The 23,714-nt window shown below is 72.0% G+C and carries 17 protein-coding genes and 1 pseudogene; 8 read left to right on the top strand and 10 right to left on the bottom strand.

Annotated features, from left to right (window positions below; all coding sequences use genetic code 11):
• The first annotated feature begins 228 nt into the window (after positions 1-228).
• Both OHS81_RS28020 and OHS81_RS28015 read left to right on the top strand, forming a co-directional pair.
• On the top strand, positions 229-1,818 hold the full coding sequence (locus OHS81_RS28020) for a UvrD-helicase domain-containing protein (protein WP_328387673.1): 1,590 nt from the start codon (positions 229-231) through the stop codon (positions 1,816-1,818).
• A gap of 46 nt (positions 1,819-1,864) precedes the next feature.
• Complete coding sequence (locus tag OHS81_RS28015) at positions 1,865-2,179, top strand: DUF6343 family protein (RefSeq protein ID WP_328387671.1); 315 nt, start codon at positions 1,865-1,867, stop codon at positions 2,177-2,179.
• 81 nt (positions 2,180-2,260) lie between these two features.
• Here OHS81_RS28015 and OHS81_RS28010 read toward each other — a convergent pair whose 3' ends face one another.
• The 5 genes from OHS81_RS28010 to rpsA form a co-directional block, all read right to left on the bottom strand.
• The gene (locus tag OHS81_RS28010) at positions 2,261-2,692 is read right to left on the bottom strand and encodes a tetratricopeptide repeat protein (RefSeq protein WP_328387669.1); all 432 of its coding nucleotides are present in this window, start codon (positions 2,690-2,692) and stop codon (positions 2,261-2,263) included.
• A gap of 200 nt (positions 2,693-2,892) precedes the next feature.
• Entirely contained in the window at positions 2,893-3,213 is a 321-nt protein-coding gene (locus OHS81_RS28005; RefSeq protein ID WP_328391469.1) for a cupin domain-containing protein, read from the bottom strand.
• Positions 3,214-3,386: 173 nt separating this feature from the next.
• Positions 3,387-3,977 carry a dephospho-CoA kinase gene (coaE, locus tag OHS81_RS28000; protein WP_328387667.1) on the bottom strand — a complete coding sequence of 197 codons (591 nt, stop codon included), beginning with the start codon at positions 3,975-3,977 and terminating at the stop codon, positions 3,387-3,389.
• Between the two features lie 188 nt (positions 3,978-4,165).
• The gene (locus OHS81_RS27995) at positions 4,166-5,119 is read right to left on the bottom strand and encodes a PAC2 family protein (protein WP_328387665.1); all 954 of its coding nucleotides are present in this window, start codon (positions 5,117-5,119) and stop codon (positions 4,166-4,168) included.
• A gap of 520 nt (positions 5,120-5,639) precedes the next feature.
• Positions 5,640-7,160 (bottom strand): 30S ribosomal protein S1, encoded by a 1,521-nt coding sequence (gene rpsA / locus OHS81_RS27990; RefSeq protein WP_129296945.1) that lies wholly within the window; start codon positions 7,158-7,160, stop codon positions 5,640-5,642.
• A 378-nt stretch (positions 7,161-7,538) separates the two neighbouring features.
• Between rpsA and OHS81_RS27985 the strand changes: the two genes are divergently transcribed.
• Together OHS81_RS27985 and OHS81_RS27980 are read left to right on the top strand one after the other, a co-directional pair.
• Entirely contained in the window at positions 7,539-8,363 is an 825-nt protein-coding gene (locus OHS81_RS27985) for a class I SAM-dependent methyltransferase (RefSeq protein ID WP_328387660.1), read from the top strand.
• 174 nt (positions 8,364-8,537) lie between these two features.
• Complete coding sequence (locus tag OHS81_RS27980) at positions 8,538-11,357, top strand: ATP-dependent RNA helicase (protein WP_328387658.1); 2,820 nt, start codon at positions 8,538-8,540, stop codon at positions 11,355-11,357.
• Positions 11,358-11,408: 51 nt separating this feature from the next.
• Here OHS81_RS27980 and OHS81_RS27975 read toward each other — a convergent pair whose 3' ends face one another.
• The 3 genes from OHS81_RS27975 to OHS81_RS27965 all read right to left on the bottom strand — a co-directional run bounded on the left by OHS81_RS27975 (position 11,409) and on the right by OHS81_RS27965 (position 14,678).
• Positions 11,409-12,425 (bottom strand): DUF3068 domain-containing protein, encoded by a 1,017-nt coding sequence (locus OHS81_RS27975; RefSeq protein WP_328387656.1) that lies wholly within the window; start codon positions 12,423-12,425, stop codon positions 11,409-11,411.
• Between the two features lie 111 nt (positions 12,426-12,536).
• Positions 12,537-12,671, bottom strand: a complete 135-nt coding sequence (locus tag OHS81_RS27970) for an SPW_0924 family protein (protein WP_328387654.1) — start codon at positions 12,669-12,671, stop codon at positions 12,537-12,539.
• Between the two features lie 213 nt (positions 12,672-12,884).
• Entirely contained in the window at positions 12,885-14,678 is a 1,794-nt protein-coding gene (locus OHS81_RS27965; protein ID WP_328387652.1) for a lytic transglycosylase domain-containing protein, read from the bottom strand.
• A 98-nt stretch (positions 14,679-14,776) separates the two neighbouring features.
• On the opposite strand from OHS81_RS27965, the pseudogene OHS81_RS27960 reads away from it, so the two are divergent.
• Positions 14,777-14,968: pseudogene (locus OHS81_RS27960) on the top strand (DUF4184 family protein); the annotation flags it as partial.
• 183 nt (positions 14,969-15,151) lie between these two features.
• Here the strand turns inward: OHS81_RS27960 and OHS81_RS27955 are convergent.
• Together OHS81_RS27955 and polA are read right to left on the bottom strand one after the other, a co-directional pair.
• Positions 15,152-15,853 carry a rhomboid-like protein gene (locus tag OHS81_RS27955; RefSeq protein ID WP_328387650.1) on the bottom strand — a complete coding sequence of 234 codons (702 nt, stop codon included), beginning with the start codon at positions 15,851-15,853 and terminating at the stop codon, positions 15,152-15,154.
• A gap of 191 nt (positions 15,854-16,044) precedes the next feature.
• A complete protein-coding gene (gene polA / locus OHS81_RS27950) occupies positions 16,045-18,783 on the bottom strand; it encodes a DNA polymerase I (RefSeq protein ID WP_328387648.1) in 2,739 nt (912 codons plus the stop codon).
• Between the two features lie 297 nt (positions 18,784-19,080).
• Here polA and OHS81_RS27945 point away from each other — a divergent pair, with 297 nt between their 5' ends.
• The 3 genes from OHS81_RS27945 (at position 19,081) to OHS81_RS27935 (ending at position 23,676) form a co-directional block, all read left to right on the top strand.
• On the top strand, positions 19,081-21,381 hold the full coding sequence (locus OHS81_RS27945; RefSeq protein ID WP_328387646.1) for an FdhF/YdeP family oxidoreductase: 2,301 nt from the start codon (positions 19,081-19,083) through the stop codon (positions 21,379-21,381).
• A gap of 116 nt (positions 21,382-21,497) precedes the next feature.
• Positions 21,498-21,971: a PaaI family thioesterase gene (locus tag OHS81_RS27940; RefSeq protein ID WP_328387644.1), complete on the top strand. Its 474-nt coding sequence runs from the start codon at positions 21,498-21,500 to the stop codon at positions 21,969-21,971.
• 484 nt (positions 21,972-22,455) lie between these two features.
• Positions 22,456-23,676 carry a branched-chain amino acid ABC transporter substrate-binding protein gene (locus OHS81_RS27935; RefSeq protein ID WP_328391467.1) on the top strand — a complete coding sequence of 407 codons (1,221 nt, stop codon included), beginning with the start codon at positions 22,456-22,458 and terminating at the stop codon, positions 23,674-23,676.
• The last annotated feature ends 38 nt before the right edge of the window (positions 23,677-23,714 follow it).

Below are 23,714 nucleotides of genomic sequence, written 5' to 3'. Positions count from 1 at the left end.
CGAACGAGAGCGGACCCTGCCTCCTCGCCCCGCTCCGCCGCGGTCCCGGCCCTTCCCGACCGATGGAAGCAGACAGCACTGACAATGCGTCCCGACCAGGCCTTCCGCGCGCGGGCCCGGAGGTTATCCACAGGCCACAGCAATCCCTCTCGCCCTCGGCCCGAAATCCGCTACGGTGAGGAACGTCGTCACTCTCAGTAATCACCCAGCGTCGATGAGGAGCACGGCATGCACATCCCCACGCCCGAACAATCCGCAGCGGCGGAGGCCTTCCCGACCGGCGCACACCTGGTGATCCAGGCCGGCGCCGGCACCGGCAAGACGACCACCCTCGCGATGCTCGCCCGCACCGCGCGGCGGCAGGGCCGAGCAGGCCGGTACATCGCCTTCAACAGAGCGGTCGCGCGCCATGCCGCGCGGACATTCCCCGCCGAAGTGTCCTGCGGAACCGCCCACTCCCTCGCCTACACCGCCGTGGGCAATCGCTACCAGGCACGTATGAACGCCCCTCGGCGAGCAGGATGGCGCACGGGCGCCGCCCTGGGCATCGACGAGGGCATGACCGTCCCCATCGGCGCACGCAAGGTGACCCACAAGGCGCTCTCCTACACGGTCCTGCGCACCGTCACCCGCTTCTGCCAGTCGGCCGACCAGGAGATCGCGCCCCATCACGTCCCGCCCCCGCGCGGAGCCGAATCCGCGCCGCTGCACGCACAGCTCGCCGCTCTCGTCCTGCCCTACGCGCGCAAGGCCTGGGCGGACCTGCAGCATCCGGACCAGGGCGTCGTCCGCTTCGAGCACGACCACTACCTCAAGATGTGGGCGCTGCGCGAGCCCGTCATCCCGGTGGATTTCCTGCTCCTGGACGAGGCGCAGGACACCAGCCCCGTGGTCGAGCAGGTCTTCACGGCCCAGCGCGACCACGCACAACTGGTGCTGGTCGGAGACTCGGCCCAGGCCATCTACGGCTGGCGCGGCGCCCGCGACGTCATGACCGGGTTCGACGGCAGACAGCTCAGCCTCTCCCGGTCGTTCCGCTTCGGGCCGGCTCTTGCGGCCGAGGCCAATCGCTGGCTGACCATCGCCGGCGCCCCGATCCGGCTCACCGGTTCGCCCTGCCGGGAGACGGAGTTACGCAGGGTCCCCTTGCCGGAGGCGATCCTGTGCCGGACAAATGTGGGAGCGATGGCGGAGGTCATAGGGCAGCTGGAGGCGGGCCGCCGGGTCGCCCTCGCCGGCGGCGGCCACGCACTCAGCGCTCTCGCCCGCGCCGCATACGATCTCGAGGCCGGCCGCCGCACCGGCCACCCCGAGCTGATGCTTTTCGAGACCTGGGCCGAACTGCGCGAGTACGCGGAGTCCGACCCGGCCGGGCGGGACCTGCTCCCCTTGGCGGAGCTCGTCGACGCGCACGGCACGGAGGCACTGCTCCACGCCCTGGATCAGCTCTCACCCGAGGGCTCCGCCGAGGTGACGGTGTCCACGGCGCACCGGGCCAAGGGCCGGGAGTGGGCAAGCGTGCGCATCGCGGACGATTTCACGGGGCCCGACGACCTCGACGAGCCCGGCGAGGACGGGACCCCGCTGCCCGGCCCGGTCGACCCCGACGAGGCGCGCCTGGCCTACGTTGCCGTGACCCGCGCCCGCTCACTCCTCGACATCGGCGGACTGTCCTGGATCAACAGCCACCCCGCCGGCGACCCGCCCCCTGCCCCGTTCCCCGACCCGTGCACCACCGGAGAAAAGCCCACGGAACAGCCGGCGGAAGGAGCGGACAGAGCGGCGCACAGCAGGGAAATAAGTGCCGGAGACAGGTGACTGGCCGGGCGATCGGGAGGATCCTGGAGGTAGGAGATGGGTGCCGATGCGTACGGGAAATGAGCCCCTTCAGGCACGTAGCCCGCTGAAAATCCGCTGCGGACTGGCGCTGTGGGGGTTGCTGTGGGCAATCGCCGGAACCGTGGCCTTCGTCGATACCGGGCGACCGGAGTGGGCGGCGGCCTGTGCCGCGCTGGCCATGGTGGCGGCCACCGACCTGGCCGTGGTGATCCGCCACATCCACCAGGGACCGCACTACCAGCCGGGAAAGGACATACCGCCGTACGCCCCCGACCGAGGGCGCAACGACGCATACGGCATACGGAACGGCCCCGGCAGGAGACGGGACAGGAGACCGTAGGCACCGCGGCGCGGGCCGCAAGGTAACGCTGACGACGAAGGCGGGGCGCCGTGCCGGCCGCGATCGGCTCGGGCGGCGCGGCTACTTCGGACCGGCGTCCGGGTGTCCCCGATCATGGTCGCCATTGCCCCCACCGTCGCCGTTGGCCGTACTCGGTGGGAAGCGGGCGGCTTCGATGAACTCCGGGCGCGGTTCGAGCGCTGCTGCCAGCCGGAAGTGGCGCAGCGCCTCCTCGGCGCGGTCGGCACGCTCCAGGGTGCGGCCGAGCGCGAAGTGTGCGAAGGCGTTGTCCGGCTCGCGTTCCAGCACGATCTGGAACTCGAGTTCCGCGGGCCGCAGTTGAGCGGCGAGGAAGAAGGCACGGGCGCGCAGCAGTCGGGCCGCGGTGTTCTCGGGGTGCGCGGTGATGACCGAGTCCAGCAGCCGGATCGCCCCGCGCGGGTCGCGGGCCGCCAACAGCTGCTCCGCCGCGCGGAAGTCGATGACATGCGTCTCGGGGCTGCTCTCGGGCACGGCTGCTCCTCTCCGTCGCCGTCGGCGCATGCACCGTCCACGGACCGTACGGCGTTACCTGCTCCACAACATTCGCGTCGGCCGCGGCATTCCCCGGTCGGCATGGCTTCAACCGGGGCTCCCGGCCTCCCTGTGCGAGCCCAGCCGACCAGGCCGGCGGAGGAGGAGCACCGCCGGCCGCCCGCTACCGGTCCGCTTTCCTACAGGCTGATGTGGTACGCCTTGCGCAACGTCTCGTGCACGGTCCACCGCGTGCGGTCGCCCTCGCGCAGCACGCAGGCATCGCCGGGGCCCACCTCCAGCACGGAGCCGCCCTCGACCTCGATGGTGGCGCGCCCGCTGACGACCACGAACAGCTCATTGGCCTCGGTGTCCGTCACCACACCCGGTGTGATCTGCCAGATTCCGCGGATCTGCTGCCCGTCGGGGGACTCCCACAGCACCTTGCCCGTCACCACCGGCTCGCCGGCGACGATCTGCGAGGGGTCCAGCGGGTCAGGTTCCAGTTCGGCATCCGCGATGCCGGGGATGTTGACCACGAACGAGGCGGGCGCCGGGTCACCGGCAACGGGCGGCGCGGCGGCAACCGGGCCGGGGCCGGAGCCCGGCTCCGTGGTGCGGGCGGGCCCTGTCGCGGAGTTCGTGGCGTCGAGGTCGGAAGCAGCAGTCATGGCGGCGAGGTTACCCTCCGGCCTCAGGCGCTCCGCAGCCGCTCCCATACGGCGCGGACCTGGGGTTCCAGCGCGTCCAGCGGCCCGTCGTTGTCGATGACGAGATCCGCGACGGCCAGCCGCTGTTCGCGGGTGGCCTGGGCCCCCATCCGTGACGTGGCCTCCTCCTCCGCCATACCGCGCAGCCGCACCAAGCGGTCCAGCTGGGTCCGCGGCGCGGCGTCGACCACGACCACCAGGTCGTAGAGCGGTGCCAGGCCGTTCTCCGTCAGCAGCGGGACATCGTGCACCACCACCGCGTCCGGCCCGGCCGATGCTTCGAGTTCGGCCGACCGCGCCCCCACCAGCGGGTGCACGATCGCATTCAGCGCCTTCAGCTTCCCTGGGTCGGAGAACACGATCCGGCCCAGCTTCGGCCGGTCCAACGTGCCGTCCGGCGCGAGTACGTCGCTGCCGAACTCCTCGACCACTGCCGCCAGTCCGGGCGTACCCGGCTCGACGACCTCGCGTGCGATCTTGTCCGCGTCCACCACCACCGCACCGTACGACGCCAGCAAGCGCGAAACTTCACTCTTGCCCGCACCGATTCCGCCGGTCAGCCCCACCTTCACCATGGGCCCACGCTATACGCTGCGCCCGGACGACAGGGAGCGCAGGAGGCTGCGGACGACGGGCGCGCAGCAGATGGCCCCGGGCTGCCCCTCCCCGCCCTCCCTCAAGCCCGGCCTGCTCAAGCCCGGCTCCCCTCACGCCCCGGCTCACTCACCCCCCGCCCCTCACGCTCCGGCAGGTTTGCGGTCGCTCAGGCCCCGCCCGCGCCGCCGTCGCCCTCGCGCTCCGCCAGGAAGCGCTCGAACTCCCTGCCGATCTCATCGGCCGACGGCAGTTCCACCGGTTCGGCCACCAGGTTCCCCCGGCTCTCCGCCCCGGCCACCGCGTCGTACTGATGCTCCAGCCCGCTGACCAGCGCGACCAGTTCCTCATCGCCCTCCGAGATCTGCCGCTCGATCTCCTCCTGCGTCCGCAGCGCCTCCGTACGCAGCGAATGCGCGGCGCCCGGCAACACCAGCCCGGTCGCCGCCGTCACGGCTTCCAGCGCTGTCAGCGCGGCATCCGGATAGGCGGACCGTGCGATGTAGTGCGGTACGTGTGCCGCCACGCCCAGGACGTCGTGTCCCGCCTCCGCCAGCCGGAACTCGATCAGCGCCTCCGCGCTGCCGGGCACCTGAGCCTCGTCGAAGAAGCCGCCGTGCCCGGGCATCAGATCGGTGCGGTTGCCGTGCGGGGTGATGCCTACGGGGCGGGTGTGCGGCACGCCCATGGGGATGCCGTGGAAGTTCACCGAGAGGCGTACGCCGAGGCGCTCCACGATCTCCTTCACCGCGGCCGCGAAGCGCTCCCACTCGACGTCCGGTTCGGGTCCGGACAGCAGCAGGAACGGCGCGTCCGTGGTGTCCCGTACGAGCCGCAGCTCGATGCTCGGGGTCTCGTAGGCGGTCCAGCGGTTGCGCTCGAAGGTGAGCAACGGACGGCGGGCGCGGTAGTCGACGAGGCGGTCGTGGTCGAAGCGGGCGACGACCTGGTTCGGCAGGCCGTCCAGCAGCCGTTCCACGATCTGGTCGCCGGTCTCGCCGGCGTCGATGTACCCGTCGAAGTGGTACAGCAGCACCAGTCCGGCGGAGTCCCTGGAGGCAATCGCCTCCACCTCCGCGAGCCCGCTCGGCTCCCATTCGTACATACCCTGGGGATCCAACACAGTGACTGCTCCTCCTCGTTCTCCTCAGCGGCAACGCACGATCCCGCGCGGGCATTCCCGATTCCCGATGACGCGGAAGCCCCTGCCTCGCACATGCCCCGGCTCCGGCCCGGCCGACAGTCCCGATCCGGCCCCTCTCCCGCTCCCTCTCCTGCTCCTGCTCCTGCTCCCGCTCCCGCACCGGTCCCCCGCGCCCCGGCTTGGGCCGAGGTCCCCGGCCCCCGGGCCCCGGGCCCCGGTCCCGATACGGCCATCCCCGACCCGCAGCGATCCCGGCCCGCGCCTCACCCGCCTACAGAAACCCGAACTCGCCTGAAGGAACCTCAACTCGCCACTGGATAGGGCGGGTTCACCTCCACACCCCACTACACCCCCGGCCGGAGCGCCGTCACCGGCCCCCGGCCCCCTACGCGCCTGCCGCGCCGTCCGCACCGCCCGCGCCTGCCCCCGGACACGACGAAGGCCCGCTCCCTTCCGGGAACGGGCCTTCGTCTATCGGCTAGTGCCTATCGGCAAGAGCTCAGCTCTGGCCGCCGGCCAGCTTCTCGCGGAGCGCGGCAAGGGCCTCGTCCGACGCCAGGGCGCCGGAGTTGTCCGCCGACTCCGAGGAGTAGGAGCCGCCGCCGCCGGCGTTGCCGCCGCCGGTCTGGCCGCCACCCTGCGCCGCCGGCGCCGCAGCACCCTCGGCCGCAGCCTGCTCGTCGGCCTCGCGGGACTTGATGACCTGAGCCTGGTGCTGCTCGAAGCGCTGCTGCGCCTCGGCGTACTGGTTCTCCCAGGCCTCGCGCTGGGTCTCGTAGCCCTCGAGCCAGTCGTTGGTCTCGGGGTCGAAGCCCTCGGGGTAGATGTAGTTGCCCTGGTCGTCGTAGGACGCGGCCATGCCGTACAGGGTCGGGTCGAACTCGACGGCCGACGGGTCGGCGCCGAAGGACTCGTTGGCCTGCTTCAGCGACAGCGAGATCCGGCGACGCTCGAGGTCGATGTCGATGACCTTGACGAAGATCTCGTCGTTGACCTGGACGACCTGCTCCGGGATCTCGACGTGGCGCTCGGCCAGCTCGGAGATGTGGACCAGGCCCTCGATGCCCTCGTCGACGCGCACGAACGCACCGAAGGGAACGAGCTTGGTGACCTTACCCGGGACGACCTGACCGATCTGGTGGGTCCGGGCGAACTGCTGCCACGGGTCTTCCTGGGTCGCCTTGAGCGACAGGGACACGCGCTCGCGGTCCATGTCGACGTCCAGGACCTCGACCGTGACCTCCTGGCCGACCTCGACGACCTCGGACGGGTGGTCGATGTGCTTCCAGGACAGCTCGGAGACGTGGACGAGACCGTCGACGCCGCCCAGGTCCACGAAGGCACCGAAGTTGACGATGGAGGAGACGACGCCGGAGCGCACCTGGCCCTTCTGGAGGGTGGTGAGGAAGGTCTGGCGGACCTCGCTCTGGGTCTGCTCCAGCCAGGCACGGCGGGACAGGACCACGTTGTTGCGGTTCTTGTCCAGCTCGATGATCTTGGCCTCGAGCTCCTTGCCCACGTAGGGCTGGAGGTCGCGGACGCGGCGCATCTCGACCAGGGAGGCCGGGAGGAAGCCACGGAGGCCGATGTCGAGGATGAGACCACCCTTGACGACCTCGATGACGGTACCGGTGACGATCCCGTCCTCTTCCTTGATCTTCTCGATGGTGCCCCAGGCGCGCTCGTACTGGGCACGCTTCTTCGAGAGGATCAGGCGGCCTTCCTTGTCCTCCTTCTGGAGGACAAGGGCCTCGATCTCGTCGCCGACGGCAACGACCTCGTTGGGGTCGACGTCGTGCTTGATCGAGAGCTCGCGGCTCGGGATCACACCTTCGGTCTTGTAACCGATGTCGAGCAGGACCTCGTCCCGGTCGACCTTCACGATGACGCCGTCGACGATGTCGCCGTCGTTGAAGTACTTGATCGTCTCGTCGATCGCGGCGAGGAAGGCTTCCTCGTTACCGATGTCGTTGACCGCAACCTGCGGGGTGGTGGCGGTGGTCTCGGTGCTGCTCGTCATGTGGGTAAAGGCTCCGGTGCGGACATTGAAGTCGTAGGTACTGCTACGCCGAGAGCCCGTATCGCCTCTGCATAAGCCGGACAGTGTCAAAGACGTATTCACCGGAAGCCCGCGGATGCCTGAGCATCCTGAGCGACCCGAGATCGCCTCAAAACCGAGGGGACATACATACAGATGCGAGCGCGGCCTGCTACGTCTGAGGCGCGCAAGCCCGCAGCGCAACTTGTAGCATACGGGGGCAGCCGGACCCGGTCAATGCGCGAACGCGCACACCGGGGGCAAACGCCCCATAACCGGCACACACGATGTTCCGCGAGGTCGAACGGCCTCACAGTCCCTGCAGCGACAAGCAGAGCGAACCTTACGACGACGGGCGCGATGAACCAAGAGCACGAGCCGGAGGCGACTCGCCGTGACGCCTCGGACACCGAAAGCAGCCGGGCCAGCCGGGGCTGGTGGGACAGCAACGCGGACGAGTACCAGAGCGAGCACGGTGCCTTCCTCGGGGACGACCGGTTCATCTGGGGCCCCGAGGGGCTGGACGAGGCGGACGCCGCGCTGCTGGGGCCGGCGGCCGAGCTGAAGGGGCGCCGGATCCTGGAGATCGGAGCCGGTGCGGCGCAGTGTTCCCGCTGGCTGGCGGCGCAGGGCGCGCTCCCGGTGGCGCTCGACATCTCCCACCGGCAACTGCAGCACGCCCTGCGGATCGCCGGCGGGCCGGGCGGGGACGCCCTCGGTCTGGTCGAGGCGGACGCCGGGGCGCTGCCGTTTCGCGACGGCGGCTTCGACCTCGCCTGTTCCGCGTACGGGGCGCTGCCGTTCGTCGCCGATCCGGTGCGGGTGCTGCGCGAGGTGCGCCGGGTACTGCGGCCGGGCGGCCGGTTCGTCTTCTCCGTCTCGCACCCGATCCGCTGGGCCTTTCCCGACGAGCCGGGACCCGAGGGGCTGTCGGTGGGGGCTTCCTACTTCGACCGCACGCCGTACGTCGAGCAGGACGAGTCCGGCCGGGCCGTGTACGTCGAGCACCACCGGACGCTGGGCGACCGGGTGCGGGACCTGGTGGCGGCCGGATTCCGGCTGGAGGACCTCGTCGAGCCGGAATGGCCCGAATGGAACACCCAGGAGTGGGGCGGCTGGTCCCCGCTGCGCGGGCATCTGATCCCGGGGACGGCGATCTTCGTGTGCTCGGCGGTGGCTCCTTAGCGGACCGGTGGTGCCCGGCTCAGGGACCGGTGGTGCGGCGTGGTGGTGCGGCGTGGCGGACCGGGGGTGCCGGTGGGGAGCAGGCGGCCGGCGGGGCAGGCACGGGTGCCCGGGCAGCGCGGTGCCCCCGGGGCGGCCGGCCGGCGGGCCCGGCCGGGGCGGCAGACTGGGGGCGTGATCCGCCGTGACGCCCTTGACCAGCTGCCCGTGCGCACCGCGCTGCCCGCGCTGCGCGCCGCCCTCGACGGGCCCGGTGCCGCGGTGCTGTGCGCGCCGCCGGGCACCGGCAAGACGACACGGGTGCCGCTGGAGCTGGCGGGCCTGACCGGCGAGGGGCCCGAGCGGCGGGTGCTGGTCGCCGAGCCGCGGCGGATCGCGGCGCGTGCGGCCGCGCGGCGGATGGCCTGGCTGCTGGGCGAGAAGACCGGGGACCGGGTCGGGTTCACGGTGCGCGGGGAGCGCCGGGCCGGGCCCCGCACCACCGTGGAAGTGGTGACGACCGGGGTGCTGCTGCAGCGGCTGCAGCGCGATCCGGAGCTGGCGGGCGTCGATGTGGTGGTGCTCGACGAGTGTCACGAGCGGCATCTCGACGCCGATACCTCCGCGGCGTTCCTCCTGGACGTACGGGAGACCTTGCGGCCCGAGCTGCGGCTGGTGGCGGCGTCGGCCACGACGGATGCCGAGGGCTGGGCACGGCTGCTGGGCGGCTCGGAAGGCACAGCGCCGATGGTCGAGGCGTCGGGTGTGTCGCATCCGGTGGAGGTCGTGTGGGCGCCGCCGGAGCGGCCGGTGCGGCCGGCACACGGGATGCGCGTCGATCCGGCGCTGCTGGCGCATGTGGCGGCGGTGGTGCGGCGGGCGCTGCGCGAGCAGACGGGTGATGTGCTGTGTTTCCTCCCCGGAGTCGGGGAGATCGGGCGGGTCGCCGGGGAGCTGGCCGGGGCGGACGCCGAGGTGCTGCAGGTGCACGGGCGGGCCCCGGCCGAGGTGCAGGACGCCGTACTGGCGGGCGGGGGCGGCCTGCGCAGAGTGGTGCTGGCCACCTCGGTGGCGGAGTCCAGCCTGACCGTGCCGGGCGTGCGGGTGGTGGTGGACAGCGGGCTGGCGCGGGTGCCGCGGACGGATCATGCACGGGGGCTGAGCGCGCTCACGACCGTGCGGGCCTCCCGGGCCGCGGGCCGTCAGCGCGCCGGCCGGGCGGGGCGTGAGGCGCCGGGGGTGGTGTACCGCTGCTGGTCGCAGGGCGAGGACGGGCGGCTGCCGGCGTTCCCCGATCCGGAGATCAAGGTCGCCGATCTGACGGCGTTCGCCCTGCAGGCGGCCTGCTGGGGCGATCCGGCGGCCGCCGGTCTCGCACTGCTCGACGCGCCGCCGGCCGGTGCGCTGGCCGCGGCACGGGAGGTGCTGACGGCGATCGGTGCGGTGGACGGGACCGGCCGGGCAACGGCGCGGGGGGTACGGATGGCACGGCTCGGACTGCACCCCCGGCTGGCGCGCGCCCTGCTGGACGGCGCACCGGAGGTGGGTGTGCGGCGCGCCGCCGAGGTGGTGGCCCTGTTGAGCGAGGAGCCGCCGCGGGCGTACGGGGACGATCTGGCGGGTGCGTGGCGCACCGCACGGCGAGGCGGGGATGCGTACGCGGCGAGGTGGCGGCAGGAGGCGCGGCGCTTGGCGTCGGCGGCCGGGGAGCCGCGGGCCGGGTCGGGCGCGGACGCCCGCGCAGGATCCGGGGCCGGGACGGGCGCGGGGCCCGGTGGCGGAGGAGCGGGCGCGGAGCCCGGTGGCGGAGGAGCGGGCGCGGGGCCCGGTGGCGGGCAAACGGGCGCGGGGCCCGGCGCCGGACGAAGCCGGAACACCGCCGAGAGCGGGGGCGGCCAGGCCGCTGCGGTCGCCGGCGGCAGCCGGAGCGGAGCCGGGAGCGGGGGCGGCACGGCGGCAGCGGTCACCGACGATGCGGTCGCCGGGCTCCTTGCCGCGTTGGCCTTCCCGGAGCGGGTGGCACGCGCCCGCGGGGGCGGGAGTTATCTCATGGCGTCGGGGACCGGCGCCGAGTTGGCGGGGGCAGGGCCGGGTCCGGGGGCGCAGGCCGGACGGGGGCACCGCCCGGGTCCTTCGGACGGGGGCGGCGGATCGGCGCTGCGGGATGCGGGGTGGCTGGCGGTTGCGGTGGCGGACCGGCCGGTGGCGGCGGTGTCCGCGCGGGTACGGCTCGCGGCGGTGATCGATGAGGAGACGGCATGTGCCGCGGCGCGGGCGCTGTACTCCTCGGGTGAGGAGGTGCGCTGGGCGGACGGTGACGTGGTGGCCAGGAGCGTCACCCGGCTGGGGGCGATCGAGCTGGCGTCCCGGCCGCTGGCCGCGCCCGGCCCCGGGCTGCTGCGCGACGCGGTGCTCTCGGGCCTGCGGCGGGAGGGGTTCGGTCTGCTGCGGTGGCCGCCCGGAGCGGTGTCGCTGCGGCAGCGGCTGGCGTTTCTGCACCGGGAGCTGGGCCCGCCGTGGCCCGATGTGTCGGACGCGGCGCTGCTGGAGCGCGTCGAGGAGTGGCTGGGGGTGGAGCTCGGACGGGCGCGGCGGCGGGCCGACCTGGCACGGATCGATGCGGGGCAGGCGCTGGCCCGGCTGCTGCCCTGGGCGACCGGTGACGCGGCGCGCTTCGACGAGCTGGCACCGGAGCGCATCGAGGTGCCGAGTGGTTCGCGGGTGCGGGTGGACTACGAGGGTGAGCAGCCCGTGCTGGCCGTCAAACTCCAGGAGTTGTTCGGCTTGCAGGAGTCGCCGCGGGTGGCCGGCGGGCGGGTTCCCGTGCTGGTGCATCTGCTGTCCCCCGCGGGGCGTCCGGCTGCCGTCACGGCGGATCTCGCCTCGTTCTGGCGGGACGGATACCGGTCCGTACGCGCGGAGTTGCGCGGGCGCTACCCCAAGCACCCCTGGCCACAGGATCCTTCGGCGGCCGAGCCGACCCGGCACACCTCGGCGCGGCTCAAGCGGGGCTGAGCGCGGGGCCGGAGGGGCGCGGAGGCGGCTCGCTGACGTCATGTGTCCACGTTACGGGCCGGCACTGACAACGCCGCCGCCGGACGACGGCGGCACGGGGGCGGGCGCCTTGCCGGCCGGGGCGCGGGGGCGGCGGCCACGGGCTTCGCAGTGCAGGCTCAGGGCGAGCAACGCGGCGCCGAGGACCAGGAACCCCCAGGGGAGGTAGCGGGTGAGCAGCAGGACGAGGGTGCGCTGCGAGGCCACCAAGGCCACGGTGGAGTCGATGTAGTCGTCGCGCATCTTCACATGGCCGGCGAACGCGGTGACCTTGCCGCCCCCGGGCAGCAGTTGGCCGCCGCGCAGCTCCTCCCGGTGGATCTCCTGGCCGTTGACCGGCGCGCCGGTGACCGGCTCCACCCAGAACATCCGCTTGGTGGTGTACCAGCGGGTGGTGCCCGTCTTCTCGACGGACCGGGGGGTGATGCCCTTGACCGGCATCTTCTTGGGGAAAGCGACCTTGGTCCAGGGGACGGTCTGCTCGAAGTAGTAGACCTCCAGACCGCGGAAGGTGCGGGTGCCCCTGTAGTGGATGGGGGCCGAGGTGCGGGTCTGGGCGTCGAAGTAGGCGTAGTCGCGCTTCTCGGTGAGGAACGGCCACTTGTACTCGATGCCCTCGCGGTGCACCGGGTCGCCGTCGACCATCTCGCCGGTGGCGTGCACGGGCTCCTGGGAGTGTGCGTCGAAGAGGTAGCGCTCGGGGATTTCGGAGACCATCTTGCCGTCGGGGCCCACGATGTAGGACAGCGCGTCCCAGACGACGACGTCGCGGCCCGCGGACTGCTCGATGCGCTCGGAGGCGGCGACATCGCCCTTGAGGGTCTGCACGATGGTGACCGCGGGGACGCGCTCGGCCTTCATCGTCCCGTAGTTGAGGAGGGTGGCGGGCCTGGCCTCCAGGACCATGCCCTGGTACTGGCCGGGCGGGATCTTGGCGAGCCGCGGAAAGGCGTACCACCGCATCAGCGGGGACAGGGCGGTGAAGAAGACGGCGAGGGCGAGCAGCACCAGGCTCGCCGGGCGGCGCATCCCTCGCGCTCCCCTGCCCCGGCCGGGGCCTGCGGTGCCGGAGCCGGCCGGGGGCGCGGGGGTGGTCCCCCGAGTGGGCACAGTACGGCGCATGGCGGTGGCGTCCCTTGCTCAGGGGTGCTTGGGGACGGTGGTCAGCAGCGGCTTGGGCGAGGTCGTACCGCGGGGTGCGCCGATCGCCGCGAGGGTGAACACGAGGGCGAGCGCCGCGGCCAGTCCGGCCGCGGCTGCTGTCAGGGCGCGCATGGTCGGCCTCCCGGGAGCTGATACAGCGTCAGGGCTGGGGCACCGTAGCAACGGGCGGCCGAGATGAGAACACGTGACACCGCCGTCCTGCCCTGGACGGAGGGCAGGACGGCGGTGGCGGGCCGGCGCGGCGGCCGGCCCGGATCGTCGGCCCGGCCGGCCGGCCCGGTCGTGGTGCCGGGACCGGCCGGAGCGATGCCGGGCCGGGAGTGGTCAGGAACCGGCCGGGGCGGCGACCTTCAGCTCGATGGTGAGTACGGCGCCGTCGGCGGTGGTCAGCCGCAGCAGGAACGTGCCGGCGTGCGTATCGGTGTAGATCTTCGGGAGCTTCAGCAGGCCGTGGGCGTCGGTGGTGAGCCCGGTGAGGGTGCGGACCGGCTTGTTCTTGCCCTCGCCGGTGGCCGCGGGGTCCCTGAAGTAGGGGCCCTTGTCGTTCTCCTCGGGCTGCTTCGGGTCGTCGGTGACCATGGTCGCGGTGACCGCGGCGCCCGGCGCGACCTTGCCCTGGTAGGTCGCTTCGACCTCGACCGCGTCCTCGGCGAAGGCCTGCCCCGCGGTCGCCGTCAGCTCCTTGTCCGAGGTGCGGAGGAGCTTGTCGGCCTTCGGGGCCGGCTTGGCCTTGACGGTGGCGCCGAAGGCCACGGCGGGGGCGGTACGGCCCACGGCGGTGGCCCGGATGGTGAAGGCACCGGCCGTGTCGCCCGCACGCAGCGTGGGAGCGGTGGCGAGGCCGTCCTTGTCCGTCGGGACGGTGACAGAGGTGGCGTTACCGGGGAAGCGGGCGCCGGTGGTCTTGGGCAGGGTGAAGCGGACGGGGGCGCCGGCGACGGCCTTGCCGGCGGCGTCCTTGGCGCGCACCCGCGGCGACGCGGCGAACTCGGTGCCGGCGGTGGCGCTCAAGTCCTTGTCGCCGACCCGTTCGAGAGTGGTGAGCCTGGCGGGCTCGGTGGGCGGCTTCGGGGTGGGCTTCGGGGTCGGCGTCCCCGTATGGCCGCCCGGGGTGTGGCCGGTGCCGTCCGAACCCCCGGGCCTGCCGGGGCGGTTCGGTGTGCCGGTGCCCGATCCGCCGGACCCCGGATGCCGGCCCGGTGCGGGAGAGCTGTGGCGGGGGCGCGTGGCCTCGCCGGTACGGCCGCCGCTGTGGCCGCCGGACGTGCCGGTGCCGTCGCGGTGCACCGGAAGGACGCCCCGGCCGTCCGGGACCTCGTGGGTGCCCTTGCGGTAGAACGCGTACCAGGACAGCACCGTCCGCAGATAGTCCTCGGACGCGTTGTAGCCGAGTATCGCCCGGTCCAGGTCGCCCTGGACCGACAGATCGCGGCCGCCGGCGCAGAGATAGCGGCCCGCGGCGAGGGCCGCGTCGAAGACGTTGTGGGGGTCCTTCTTGCCGTCGCCGTTGCCGTCGGCGCCCCAACCGGTGCCGTCGGGGCCGCCGTTGGACCAGGTGGAGGGGATGAACTGCATCGGGCCCACGGCACGGTCGAGGGTGAGGTCGCCGTCGTAGCGGCCGCCGTCGGTGTCCTTGATCAGGGCGAAGCCGTGGCCGTTGAGCTGCGGGCCGAGGATCGGCTGAAGGGTGGTGCCCTCGGCGTCGACGGCGCCGCCGCGTGCCTGTCCGGACTCGACCTTGCCGATTCCGGCGAGCAGTTGCCAGGGCAGCCGGCAGCCCGGATCGGACGCGCCGACCGCCGAGGCGGCCTTCTTGTACGCGGCCAGGACGGTGGCGGGCAGGCCGGCTTCGGCGGGCCCGGTGCCGAGGACGGGGCCCTGGCCGGTGTGGTGCGTATCGTGCGGCGGCGCCGGCCTGTGGACGGGCGGCCGGTCGGTGAAGTACGCGGAACCCCCGTCGATGGGGGTGTCGGCGGGCGGGGCGGACTTCGACCCCTTGGCGGCCGAGTCCTCGGTGGCGGCAGGTGCCTGAGAGGCGGTCAGGGCGGCGAGCACCACGGCCGCCACCGCTGTCGAGGCCGCTCCCCTCCGGAGCCGCCTTCGGAATGTGGCTGCCATACGTGGTTCCCCTCCGCGTTGCCCTACCGCGCCCCTGACGCGGTGTTGCGCTCCCCAGCGCTCCAACTCAGGCGAGACTACGACAACTCGGGCCCGGCATCTACCACCAACATCGGACACATAATGATCCGAATCGATCCGGGAGAGGCGCCACGCCGTTTACGCTCAGCCATGCCGCTGCCGTGCTTCCCGCCATCCGGTGGACCTGTGCGGCGCGTGGTCCGTTGGCCGCCCCGGCGCTCGTGGCGGGGTCGTTCGCACCGGACGTGACCTCCTACGCGGTGGCTGTACGACGGCTGCACCGCCGCACCCGGGCGGCCGACGCCTTGGGCCGGCCGCCGGCGCCCATGGCGCGGACCACGCCCCGGGCGGTGCCGCCGTCGGGCGCTGCGGCGTCACGGAACACGTCGCCCGGCGCCGAGTGACGGCGCCCGGGGCGCCTGTTGGGTACCGCGCTCGCGGCACTCGTCGGGCTACTCGACCAGTGCCGGGCCGGGGTGCGGCACCGGGGCCGGGGCGGCGCGCCGGGCGGCCCGCAGCAGGCAGGCTGCGCAGACGAAGCCGATGGCGGCCGCCAGCAGATGTCCGACGGTGGTGAAGTCGGGCAGCTCCCCGCTCCAGTCGCCGCCGAGCACCGGCCAGGCGACGACACCGGCCGCCGCGAGCCACCGCGCCCGGCGCAGCAGGAGCGCCCCCGTCGCCAGCACCGTCTCGGCCCCGTAACTGATGCCGAAGTCGGTGGCGTGCCGGACGCTGTCCGGGTACCAACCGTGGGCGAGGGCCACATGGATCAACGGCACGGTCAGCAACGTGGCACCGAGATGCCCCAGCACGAAGAGGGCGTAGGCACGCCCCGCTCCGTACCGTCGCTCCAGCCACGCCAGGCACACGATGACGCCGAGACCGAGCGTGATCAGCGTGCCGGCGAAGGCCTCTGAGGTGATCTCGGTCAGCGTGCCGTCGAAGAACAGCATGCTGCCCGCCAGCACACGGACCGGACGGTCCTGCAAGTTGTCCAGATTTGTACTGACGCCGAGCACCACACGCTGTGCCTCCGCGGTGGACAGCACCGCAGCGCACCACAGATGGGTCGACAACAGCAGTCCGGCGTAGCCGGCCGTGACCGGGCTGCGGGAGACATAGGTGCCCAGGGCTCGGGCCACACGGCGTATCACGCAGTGATCAAAGCAGAGCGCTTTCGCGGTGAACAAGATCCATGACGCGTCGGGCGACGACCGTGTTCGGGCCACACGTCGAGCAGGCCGGAAGCGGCCGCAACTCGGTGCGGTGCGGGCCGGGTTGCGGCCTGGCTGCGTGGCCGGAGGCGGCGCGGGGCGCCCGCGCCGTCACCGGCCCGCTTCCCGGCTCAGTGCGCCGCCGACTCCCAGTCCTTGCCGGAGCCGACCGAGACATCCAGCGGGGCGCTCAGCTGGACCGCCGCGGCCATCTCCCGGCGGAGCAGTTCCTCGACCTTCTTGCGTTCACCGGGGGCGACCTCGACGACGATTTCGTCATGGACCTGGAGCAGCATCCGCGACCGCAGCTCGGCGGCCCGCATCGCCGCGTCGACCCGTAGCATCGCGATCTTGACGATATCGGCGGCGGTGCCCTGGATCGGGGCGTTCAGCGCCATCCGCTCGGCCATTTCGCGGCGCTGGCGGTTGTCGCTGTTGAGGTCGGGGAGGTAGCGGCGGCGGCCGAGCATGGTCTCGGTGTAGCCGGTGGCGCGGGCCTCCTCGACGACGCGCTGAAGGTAGTCGCGCACTCCGCCGAACCGCTCGAAGAAGTTGTCCATCAGCTTGCGGGCCTCGTCGGGCTGGATGCCCAGTTGCTGGGAGAGGCCGAACGCCGACAGGCCGTAGGCCAGGCCGTAGGACATCGCCTTGATCTTGCGGCGCATCTCCGGGTCGACCTGGTCCGTGCCGACCGAGAAGACATGGGAGGCGACGGTGGTGTGCAGGTCCTCGCCGGAGGTGAACGCCTCGATCAGGCCCTCGTCCTCGGAGAGGTGCGCCATCACCCGCAGCTCGATCTGGCTGTAGTCGGCGGTCAGCAGCGACTCGAAGCCCTCGCCGACGACGAAGCCGCGGCGGATCGCCCGGCCCTCGTCCGTACGCACCGGGATGTTCTGGAGGTTGGGGTCCGTGGAGGACAGCCGGCCGGTGGCCGCCACCGTCTGGTTGAAGGTGGTGTGGATCCGGCCGTCGGCGCCGATGGTCTTGATCAGACCCTCGACGGTCGTCCGCAGCTTGGCCTGCTCACGGTGCCTGAGCATGATCACCGGGAGCTCGTTGTCGGTCTGCGACGCCAGCCAGGCCAGGGCATCGGCGTCGGTCGTGTAGCCCGTCTTGGTCTTCTTGGTCTTGGGCAGGCCCAGCTCACCGAAGAGGACTTCCTGCAGCTGCTTGGGCGAGCCGAGGTTGAACTCGTGACCCGCGGCCTCATGCGCCTCCTTGACGGCCTGCTGCACCGCCCCCGCGAACTGCTGCTCCATCCGCTCCAGCCAGCCCCGGTCGGCGGCGATACCGGCCCGCTCCATCCGGGCCAGCAGCTCGCTGGTCGGCAGCTCCACCTCGCGCAGCAGCTCGGCCGCGCCGACCTCCGCCAGCTTCGCCTCGAACGCCGTCCCCAGGTCGAGGACCGTACGGGCCTGCCCCATCAGGGCGTCCGCCTCGGCCTCCTCGTCCGCGCCGAAGGCGAGCTGGCCGTCGCCGGCCGCGGCCGGGGCGAGATCACGCCCCAGGTATTCGAGGGAGAGCGCGTCCAGCGCGAAGGAGCGGCGGCCGGGCTTGACCAGATAGGCGGCCAGGGCGGTGTCCATGGTGACGCCCTCGATGCGCCAGCCGTGCTCGCCGAAGACCCGCATCAGGCCCTTGGCGTTGTGCATCACCTTGGGACGGTCGGCATCCGCACTCCAGGCGGCGAAGGCCTGCTCGTCGGCCTCGTCGAGCTGGGCGGGGTCGAACCAGGCGGCCGCGCCCGCGGGGGCCGCCAGCGCCACCTCGGCGACACTGCCGCTGCCCAGCGTCCATACGTCGACCGTGGCCACACCCAGCGGGCCCGTGCCGTGTTCGGCCAGCCACGGAGCGAGTTCGCCGGTGCCGAGGACCGTGCCGTCCACCTCGACGCCCGGGGCCGGGGCGGCCTCGTCGGCGGCCTCGGCCGCTCCGGGATCGACGGCGTGCAGCCGGTCGCGCAGGCCCTGGTTGCGGATCTCCAGCCCGTTGAGGAACACCGTGAGCGCATCGCGGTCGTACGCCTCGCGGGCCAGCTCCGCCGGGCCGCACGGCAGCGCGACATCGCGCACCATCTCCGTGAGCCGGCGGTTGAGCTTCACCGCTTCCAGGTGCTCGCGGAGGTTGACGCCCGCCTTGCCCTTGACCTCCTCGGCGCGCTCCACCAGCTCGGCGAACGAACCGAACTCGTTGATCCACTTCGTGGCGGTCTTCGGGCCGACGCCCGGGATGCCGGGGAGGTTGTCCGACGGGTCGCCGCGCAGCGCGGCGAAGTCCGGGTACTGGGCGGGGGTCAGGCCGTACTTCGCGAAGACCTCCTCCGGGGTGAAGCGGGTCAGCTCCGAGACGCCCTTGGTGGGGTAGAGGACCGTGACGTCGTCGGAGACCAGCTGGAAGGAGTCGCGGTCGCCCGTGACGATCAAGACCTCGAAGCCCTGGGCGGTGGCCTGCTCGGTGAGCGTGGCGATGACGTCGTCGGCCTCGAAGCCCTCGACCGCGAACCGCTTGACGTGCATCGCGTCGAGCAGTTCGCCGATCAGCTCGACCTGGCCCTTGAACTCGTCGGGGGTCTTGGAGCGGTTCGCCTTGTAGTCGGCGAACTCCTCGGACCGCCAGGTCTTGCGCGAGACGTCGAAGGCCACCGCGAAGTGCGTGGGCGCCTCGTCGCGCAGGGTGTTCGCGAGCATCGACGCGAAGCCGTAGATCGCATTGGTCGGTTGTCCCGTGACGGTCGTGAAATTCTCCACGGGCAGGGCAAAGAACGCCCGGTATGCCATGGAATGCCCGTCCATCAGGAGCAGACGGGGACGGCCGCCCGCCGCCGCCTCGGTGCCGGTCGCTTCGCTCTTCTTCGCTGCCTTTGCTGCCACGCCCCCGATCCTGCCACGCCCCACTGACAATCCCCGCCGCGACGGTCACGGCTCCTCGACCGCAGACCGGCCCCGGACCACGCCGGACCGGCCCCGGCCACCACCTCCGACCACTTCCGCACACGCCCCGGACCGCCTCCGCACACCGCCCCGGACCGCCCCGGCCGCCCCACCGCGGACGCACCCCCCACTCGCCCCTACACCACCCCCGGCGTCCGTGACAGGATCAGATGCGTACAGCAACGATCCGCCGCACCCGGCGGAGCGAGCAGCAGCTCAGGCTCAAGGGAGAGCGCCATGGCAGGCAAGCCGCCCGCGTCGGACCCCGTCCAGGACGCGCCCCAGGTCAGCGAACCCCAGCACTCCGCCGTAGGACTGCCGGCCATCGCCCACGCCCTGCGCATCTCCCAGCAGCAGATGGGCGTGCGCCGCACCGCCCTCACCCTGCTGCGCGTCAACCAGCGCGACGGCTTCGACTGCCCCGGCTGCGCCTGGCCCGAGCCCGACAAGCCGCACACCGCCGAATTCTGCGAGAACGGCGCCAAAGCCGTCGCCGAAGAAGCCACCCTGCGCCGCGTCACCCCGGACTTCTTCGCCGCCCACTCCGTCGCCGACCTCGCGACCCGCAGCGGCTACTGGCTCGGCCAGCAGGGCCGCCTCACCCACCCCGTGTACCTGGCCGAGGGCGCCGACCACTACGAGCCGGTGACCTGGGAGCGGGCCTTCGACATCGTCGGCGAGGAGCTGACCGCCCTCGGCTCCCCCGACGAGGCCGTCTTCTACACCTCCGGCCGCACCAGCAACGAAGCCGCCTTCCTCTACCAGCTCTTCGCCCGCGAATTCGGCACCAACAACCTCCCCGACTGCTCCAACATGTGCCATGAGTCGTCGGGCTCCGCGCTGACGGAGACCATCGGCATCGGCAAGGGCAGCGTCCTGCTGGAGGACCTTTACCAGGCCGACCTGATCATCATCGCCGGGCAGAACCCGGGCACCAACCACCCCCGGATGCTCACCGCCCTGGAGAAGGCCAAGGCCGGCGGCACGAAGATCATCTCGATCAACCCGCTGCCCGAAGCCGGTCTGGAGCGCTTCAAGAACCCGCAGACCCCGCGCGGCCTGGCCGGCGGCGGCACCGCGCTCACCGATCTCTTCCTCCAGGTCCGCCTCGGCGGCGACCAGGCGCTCTTCCGCGCCCTCAACCGCCTCCTCCTCGACACCGACGGCGCCCTCGACGAGGACTTCATCCGCACCCACACCCACGGCTTCGAGGAGTTCGCCCAGCAGGCCCGCGCCGACAACGACTGGGACGAGACGCTGCGCGCCACCGGCCTGACCCGCGCGGAGATCGACCGCGCCCTGGCCATGATCCTCGACTCGCGCCGCACCATCGTGTGCTGGGCAATGGGCCTGACCCAGCACAAGCACTCCGTCCCCACCATCCAGGAAGTCGTCAACTTCCTCCTGCTGCGCGGCAACATCGGACGCCCCGGGGCCGGCGTCTGCCCCGTACGCGGCCACAGCAATGTCCAGGGCGACCGCACCATGGGCATCTTCGAACGCCCCGCCCCCGCCTTCCTCGACGCCCTGGAGAAGGAGTTCGGCTTCGCCCCGCCCCGGGAGCACGGACTCGACGTCGTCCGCGCCATCCGCGCACTGCGCGACGGGCAGGCCAAGGTGTTCTTCGCGATGGGCGGCAACTTCGTGGCCGCCACCCCCGACACCGACGTCACCGAGGCCGCCATGCGCCGCGCCCGGCTGACCGTCCACGTCTCCACCAAGCTCAACCGCTCGCACGCGGTCACCGGCGCCCGAGCGCTGATCCTGCCGACCCTCGGCCGCACCGAACGCGATGTACAAACCGGGCCGGACGGGAAGCGCACCGAACAGTTCGTGACCGTCGAGGACTCCATGGGCATGGTGCACGCCTCCCGGGGCCGCCTGGCACCCGCGAGCCCCCAGCTGCTGTCCGAGACGGCCATCGTCGCCCGCCTGGCCCGCCGCGTCCTGGGCGAGGAGAGCCGCACCCCCTGGGAGGAGTTCGAGAAGGACTACGCGACGATCCGGGACCGCATCGCCCACGTCATCCCGGGCTTCGAGGACTTCAACACCAAGGTGGCCCGCCCCGGAGGCTTCGCCCTCCCGCACGCCCCCCGGGACAGCCGCAGCTTCCCCACCGCCACCGGGAAGGCCAACTTCACCGCCGCGCCCGTGGAATACCCCACCGCCCCCGAAGGGCGGCTGCTGCTGCAGACACTGCGCTCCCACGACCAGTACAACACCACCATCTACGGCCTCGACGACCGCTACCGCGGCATCAAGAACGGCCGCCGCGTCGTCCTCGTCCACCCCGACGACGCCCGCGAACGGGGCCTGGCCGACGGGGCGTACACCGACCTGGTCAGCGAATGGACGGACGGCAGCGAGCGGCGCGCGCCCGGCTTCCGGGTGGTGCACTACCCCACGGCCCGCGGCTGCGCGGCCGCCTACTACCCCGAGACCAATGTCCTCATCCCGCTCGACCACACCGCCGACACCAGCAACACCCCTGCCGCCAAGTCGCTCGTGATCCGCCTGGAGAGCCCCCGCGAGGACTGACCGCCACCGGGCCGGCCGGCGGGAACAACAACCCCGCGCTGAGCGCTTGCTCAGGGGCCTGATAGGAACAGGCACGGATCGACGACGATCACGGGCGAGCGAACGGAGCCGTAGGCATGGGTGAGCAGAGCACGACCAAGTTTCCGCAGGAGGTCCTCGACCAGTGGGCCGGCCTCGGCCTCGACCTGCCGTCCTTCTTCTCCGCCGGGCACCTCGGCGAACGGATGAGCGTGCAGGTCACCGAAGCCGCCCCCGAGCGCGTCGTCGGCACCATGCCCGTCGAGGGCAACACCCAGCCCTACGGACTCCTGCACGGCGGCGCCTCCGCCGTCCTGGCCGAAACCCTCGGCTCCGTCGGCTCCATGCTGCACGGCGGCCCCACCAAGATCGCGGTGGGCGTCGACCTCAACTGCACCCACCACCGCGGCGCCCGCTCCGGCCTGGTCACCGGCGTCGCCACCCCCGTACACCGCGGCCGGTCCACGGCCACCTACGAGATCGTCATCACCGACGAGCACGACAAGCGGGTCTGCACCGCCCGCCTGACCTGCATGCTGCGCGAGACGGACGCCGACGTCTACCGCAGCTGACCCGCACCGGCCGGCGGACCGCCGGCCGCACTCAACGGCCCCGCACCCGGCCCCGGGAGCGGGGCCGTACGCATTGCCGTAACCCTGCGTCACACGCGCGCCCCACGGCGAGGGCACCAACTCCCGTCCCCCGCACGGCCCCCGGCGCCCCCGCGCACACCGCATCCGCTATCCGGACGCTCCGCCGTCACCGCACGCCCCATCCCCCCGTGGAAGTGCGAGTTCACCCTCCGCACCGCGTTCGCCCTCCGGTGTAAGGACCATAACGGCAAAACGCTCATCGAAGGTCATAACAAGAGCGTCACATCCTGCTCAGCGCCTCTGCCGGTGCGCCGAACACCGCTCTAGAGTCACCGCCAGTCACCGCGCCGCCGGGCGCGCTGCAAGCACGGACCCTGTACGGCCCGTACAGCCCGGCGAGCGAAACGGCCATGCGACAGTCGTGGCCGCGCCAGGGAAAGGACTGATCGTGCGTCACCGTTCCTTGCTCATCCTCACCACCGCAGTCACCACCGGCGCCCTCACGCTCTCCGCGTGCGGCTCGCGCGGCGACGACAACCAGAGCGGCGAAGGAAAGTCCACGGTCGTCATCGGCCTCGACGCCCCCACCACCGGCGAGCTCTCCGCGCTGGGCCTGGGCATCCGCAACTCCGCCCAGCTCGCCGTCAACACCGCCAACAAGGCCGGCGAGGTCAAGGGCGTCACCTTCACACTCGAAGCCCTCGACGACAAGGCCCTGCCCAACGTCGGCCAGCAGAACGCCACCAAGCTCGCCGGCGACAAGGACGTCCTCGGCGTCATCGGCCCCCTCAACTCCGGCGTCGCCCAGTCCATGCAGCAGGTCTCCAAACAGAACAACCTCACGCTGATATCCCCGGCGAACACCACCCCCGACCTCACCCAGGGCAAGGACTGGAAGCAGAACAAGCGCGTCCGCCAGTTCCCCACCTACTTCCGCACCGCCACCACCGACGAGGTCCAGGGCGCCTTCGACGGCCAGTACGCCTGGGAGAAGATGAAGGCCAAGAAGGCCTACGTCATCGACGACCAGAAGACCTACGGCGTCGGCCTCGCCTCCTCCTTCAAGGACCAGTTCGCCAAACTCGGCGGCAAGATCGTCGGCACCGAGCACGTCAGCCCCGACGACCGCGACTTCAAGGCCGTCGTCTCCAAGGTCAAGTCCGCCAAACCCGACATGGTCTTCTACGGCGGCGAATACCCCGCCTCCGGCCCCCTCAGCCAGCAGCTCAAGGACGGCGGCGTCACCGCCCCCGTGATGGGCGGCGACGGCATGTACAGCAGCGACTACATCAAGCTGAACAAGAAGGCACAGGGCGACTACGCCTCCTCCGTCGGCAAGCCCGTCGAAGAGCTCCCCTCCGCCAAGAAGTTCATCGCCGACTACAAGGCAGCCGGCTTCAAGGAGGGCTACGAGGCCTACGGCGGCTCCACCTACGACGCCACCTGGGCCGTCATCCAGGCCGTCAAAAAGGTCGTCGAAGCCCACAACGGCAAGCTCCCCGACGACGCCCGCAAGCAGGTCGCCGACGCCATGAACAAGGTGACCTTCGACGGCGTCACCGGCCCCATCGCCTTCGACAAATACGGCGACACCACCAACACCATGATCACCGCCTACCAGGTCGAAAAGGGCGCCTGGGCCTCCCGCTTCAGCGCCGAATTCAAGAAGTTCGACAAGAGCTGACCGACCGCACCGCACCACCTCACCCCGGGCCGCGCCAG

Origin of the sequence: Streptomyces sp. NBC_00400, assembly GCF_036048035.1 — a bacterium.
Taxonomy (GTDB): Bacteria; Actinomycetota; Actinomycetes; order Streptomycetales; family Streptomycetaceae; genus Streptomyces.
Note: the sequence above shows the minus strand (reverse complement) of the source record. Positions and strands in the feature narration are given on the sequence as shown.

Coding starts and splice junctions, on each gene's coding strand:
- OHS81_RS27965 (WP_328387652.1), bottom strand. CDS start 14,678: ATGGCAGCCACATTCCGAAGGCGGCTCCGGAGGGGAGCGGCCTCGACA.
- OHS81_RS27985 (WP_328387660.1), top strand. CDS start 7,539: ATGAACCAAGAGCACGAGCCGGAGGCGACTCGCCGTGACGCCTCGGAC.
- OHS81_RS27940 (WP_328387644.1), top strand. CDS start 21,498: ATGGGTGAGCAGAGCACGACCAAGTTTCCGCAGGAGGTCCTCGACCAG.
- OHS81_RS27945 (WP_328387646.1), top strand. CDS start 19,081: ATGGCAGGCAAGCCGCCCGCGTCGGACCCCGTCCAGGACGCGCCCCAG.
- OHS81_RS28015 (WP_328387671.1), top strand. CDS start 1,865: ATGCGTACGGGAAATGAGCCCCTTCAGGCACGTAGCCCGCTGAAAATC.
- OHS81_RS27970 (WP_328387654.1), bottom strand. CDS start 12,671: ATGCGCGCCCTGACAGCAGCCGCGGCCGGACTGGCCGCGGCGCTCGCC.
- OHS81_RS27975 (WP_328387656.1), bottom strand. CDS start 12,425: ATGCGCCGCCCGGCGAGCCTGGTGCTGCTCGCCCTCGCCGTCTTCTTC.
- OHS81_RS28020 (WP_328387673.1), top strand. CDS start 229: ATGCACATCCCCACGCCCGAACAATCCGCAGCGGCGGAGGCCTTCCCG.
- coaE (WP_328387667.1), bottom strand. CDS start 3,977: ATGGTGAAGGTGGGGCTGACCGGCGGAATCGGTGCGGGCAAGAGTGAA.
- rpsA (WP_129296945.1), bottom strand. CDS start 7,160: ATGACGAGCAGCACCGAGACCACCGCCACCACCCCGCAGGTTGCGGTC.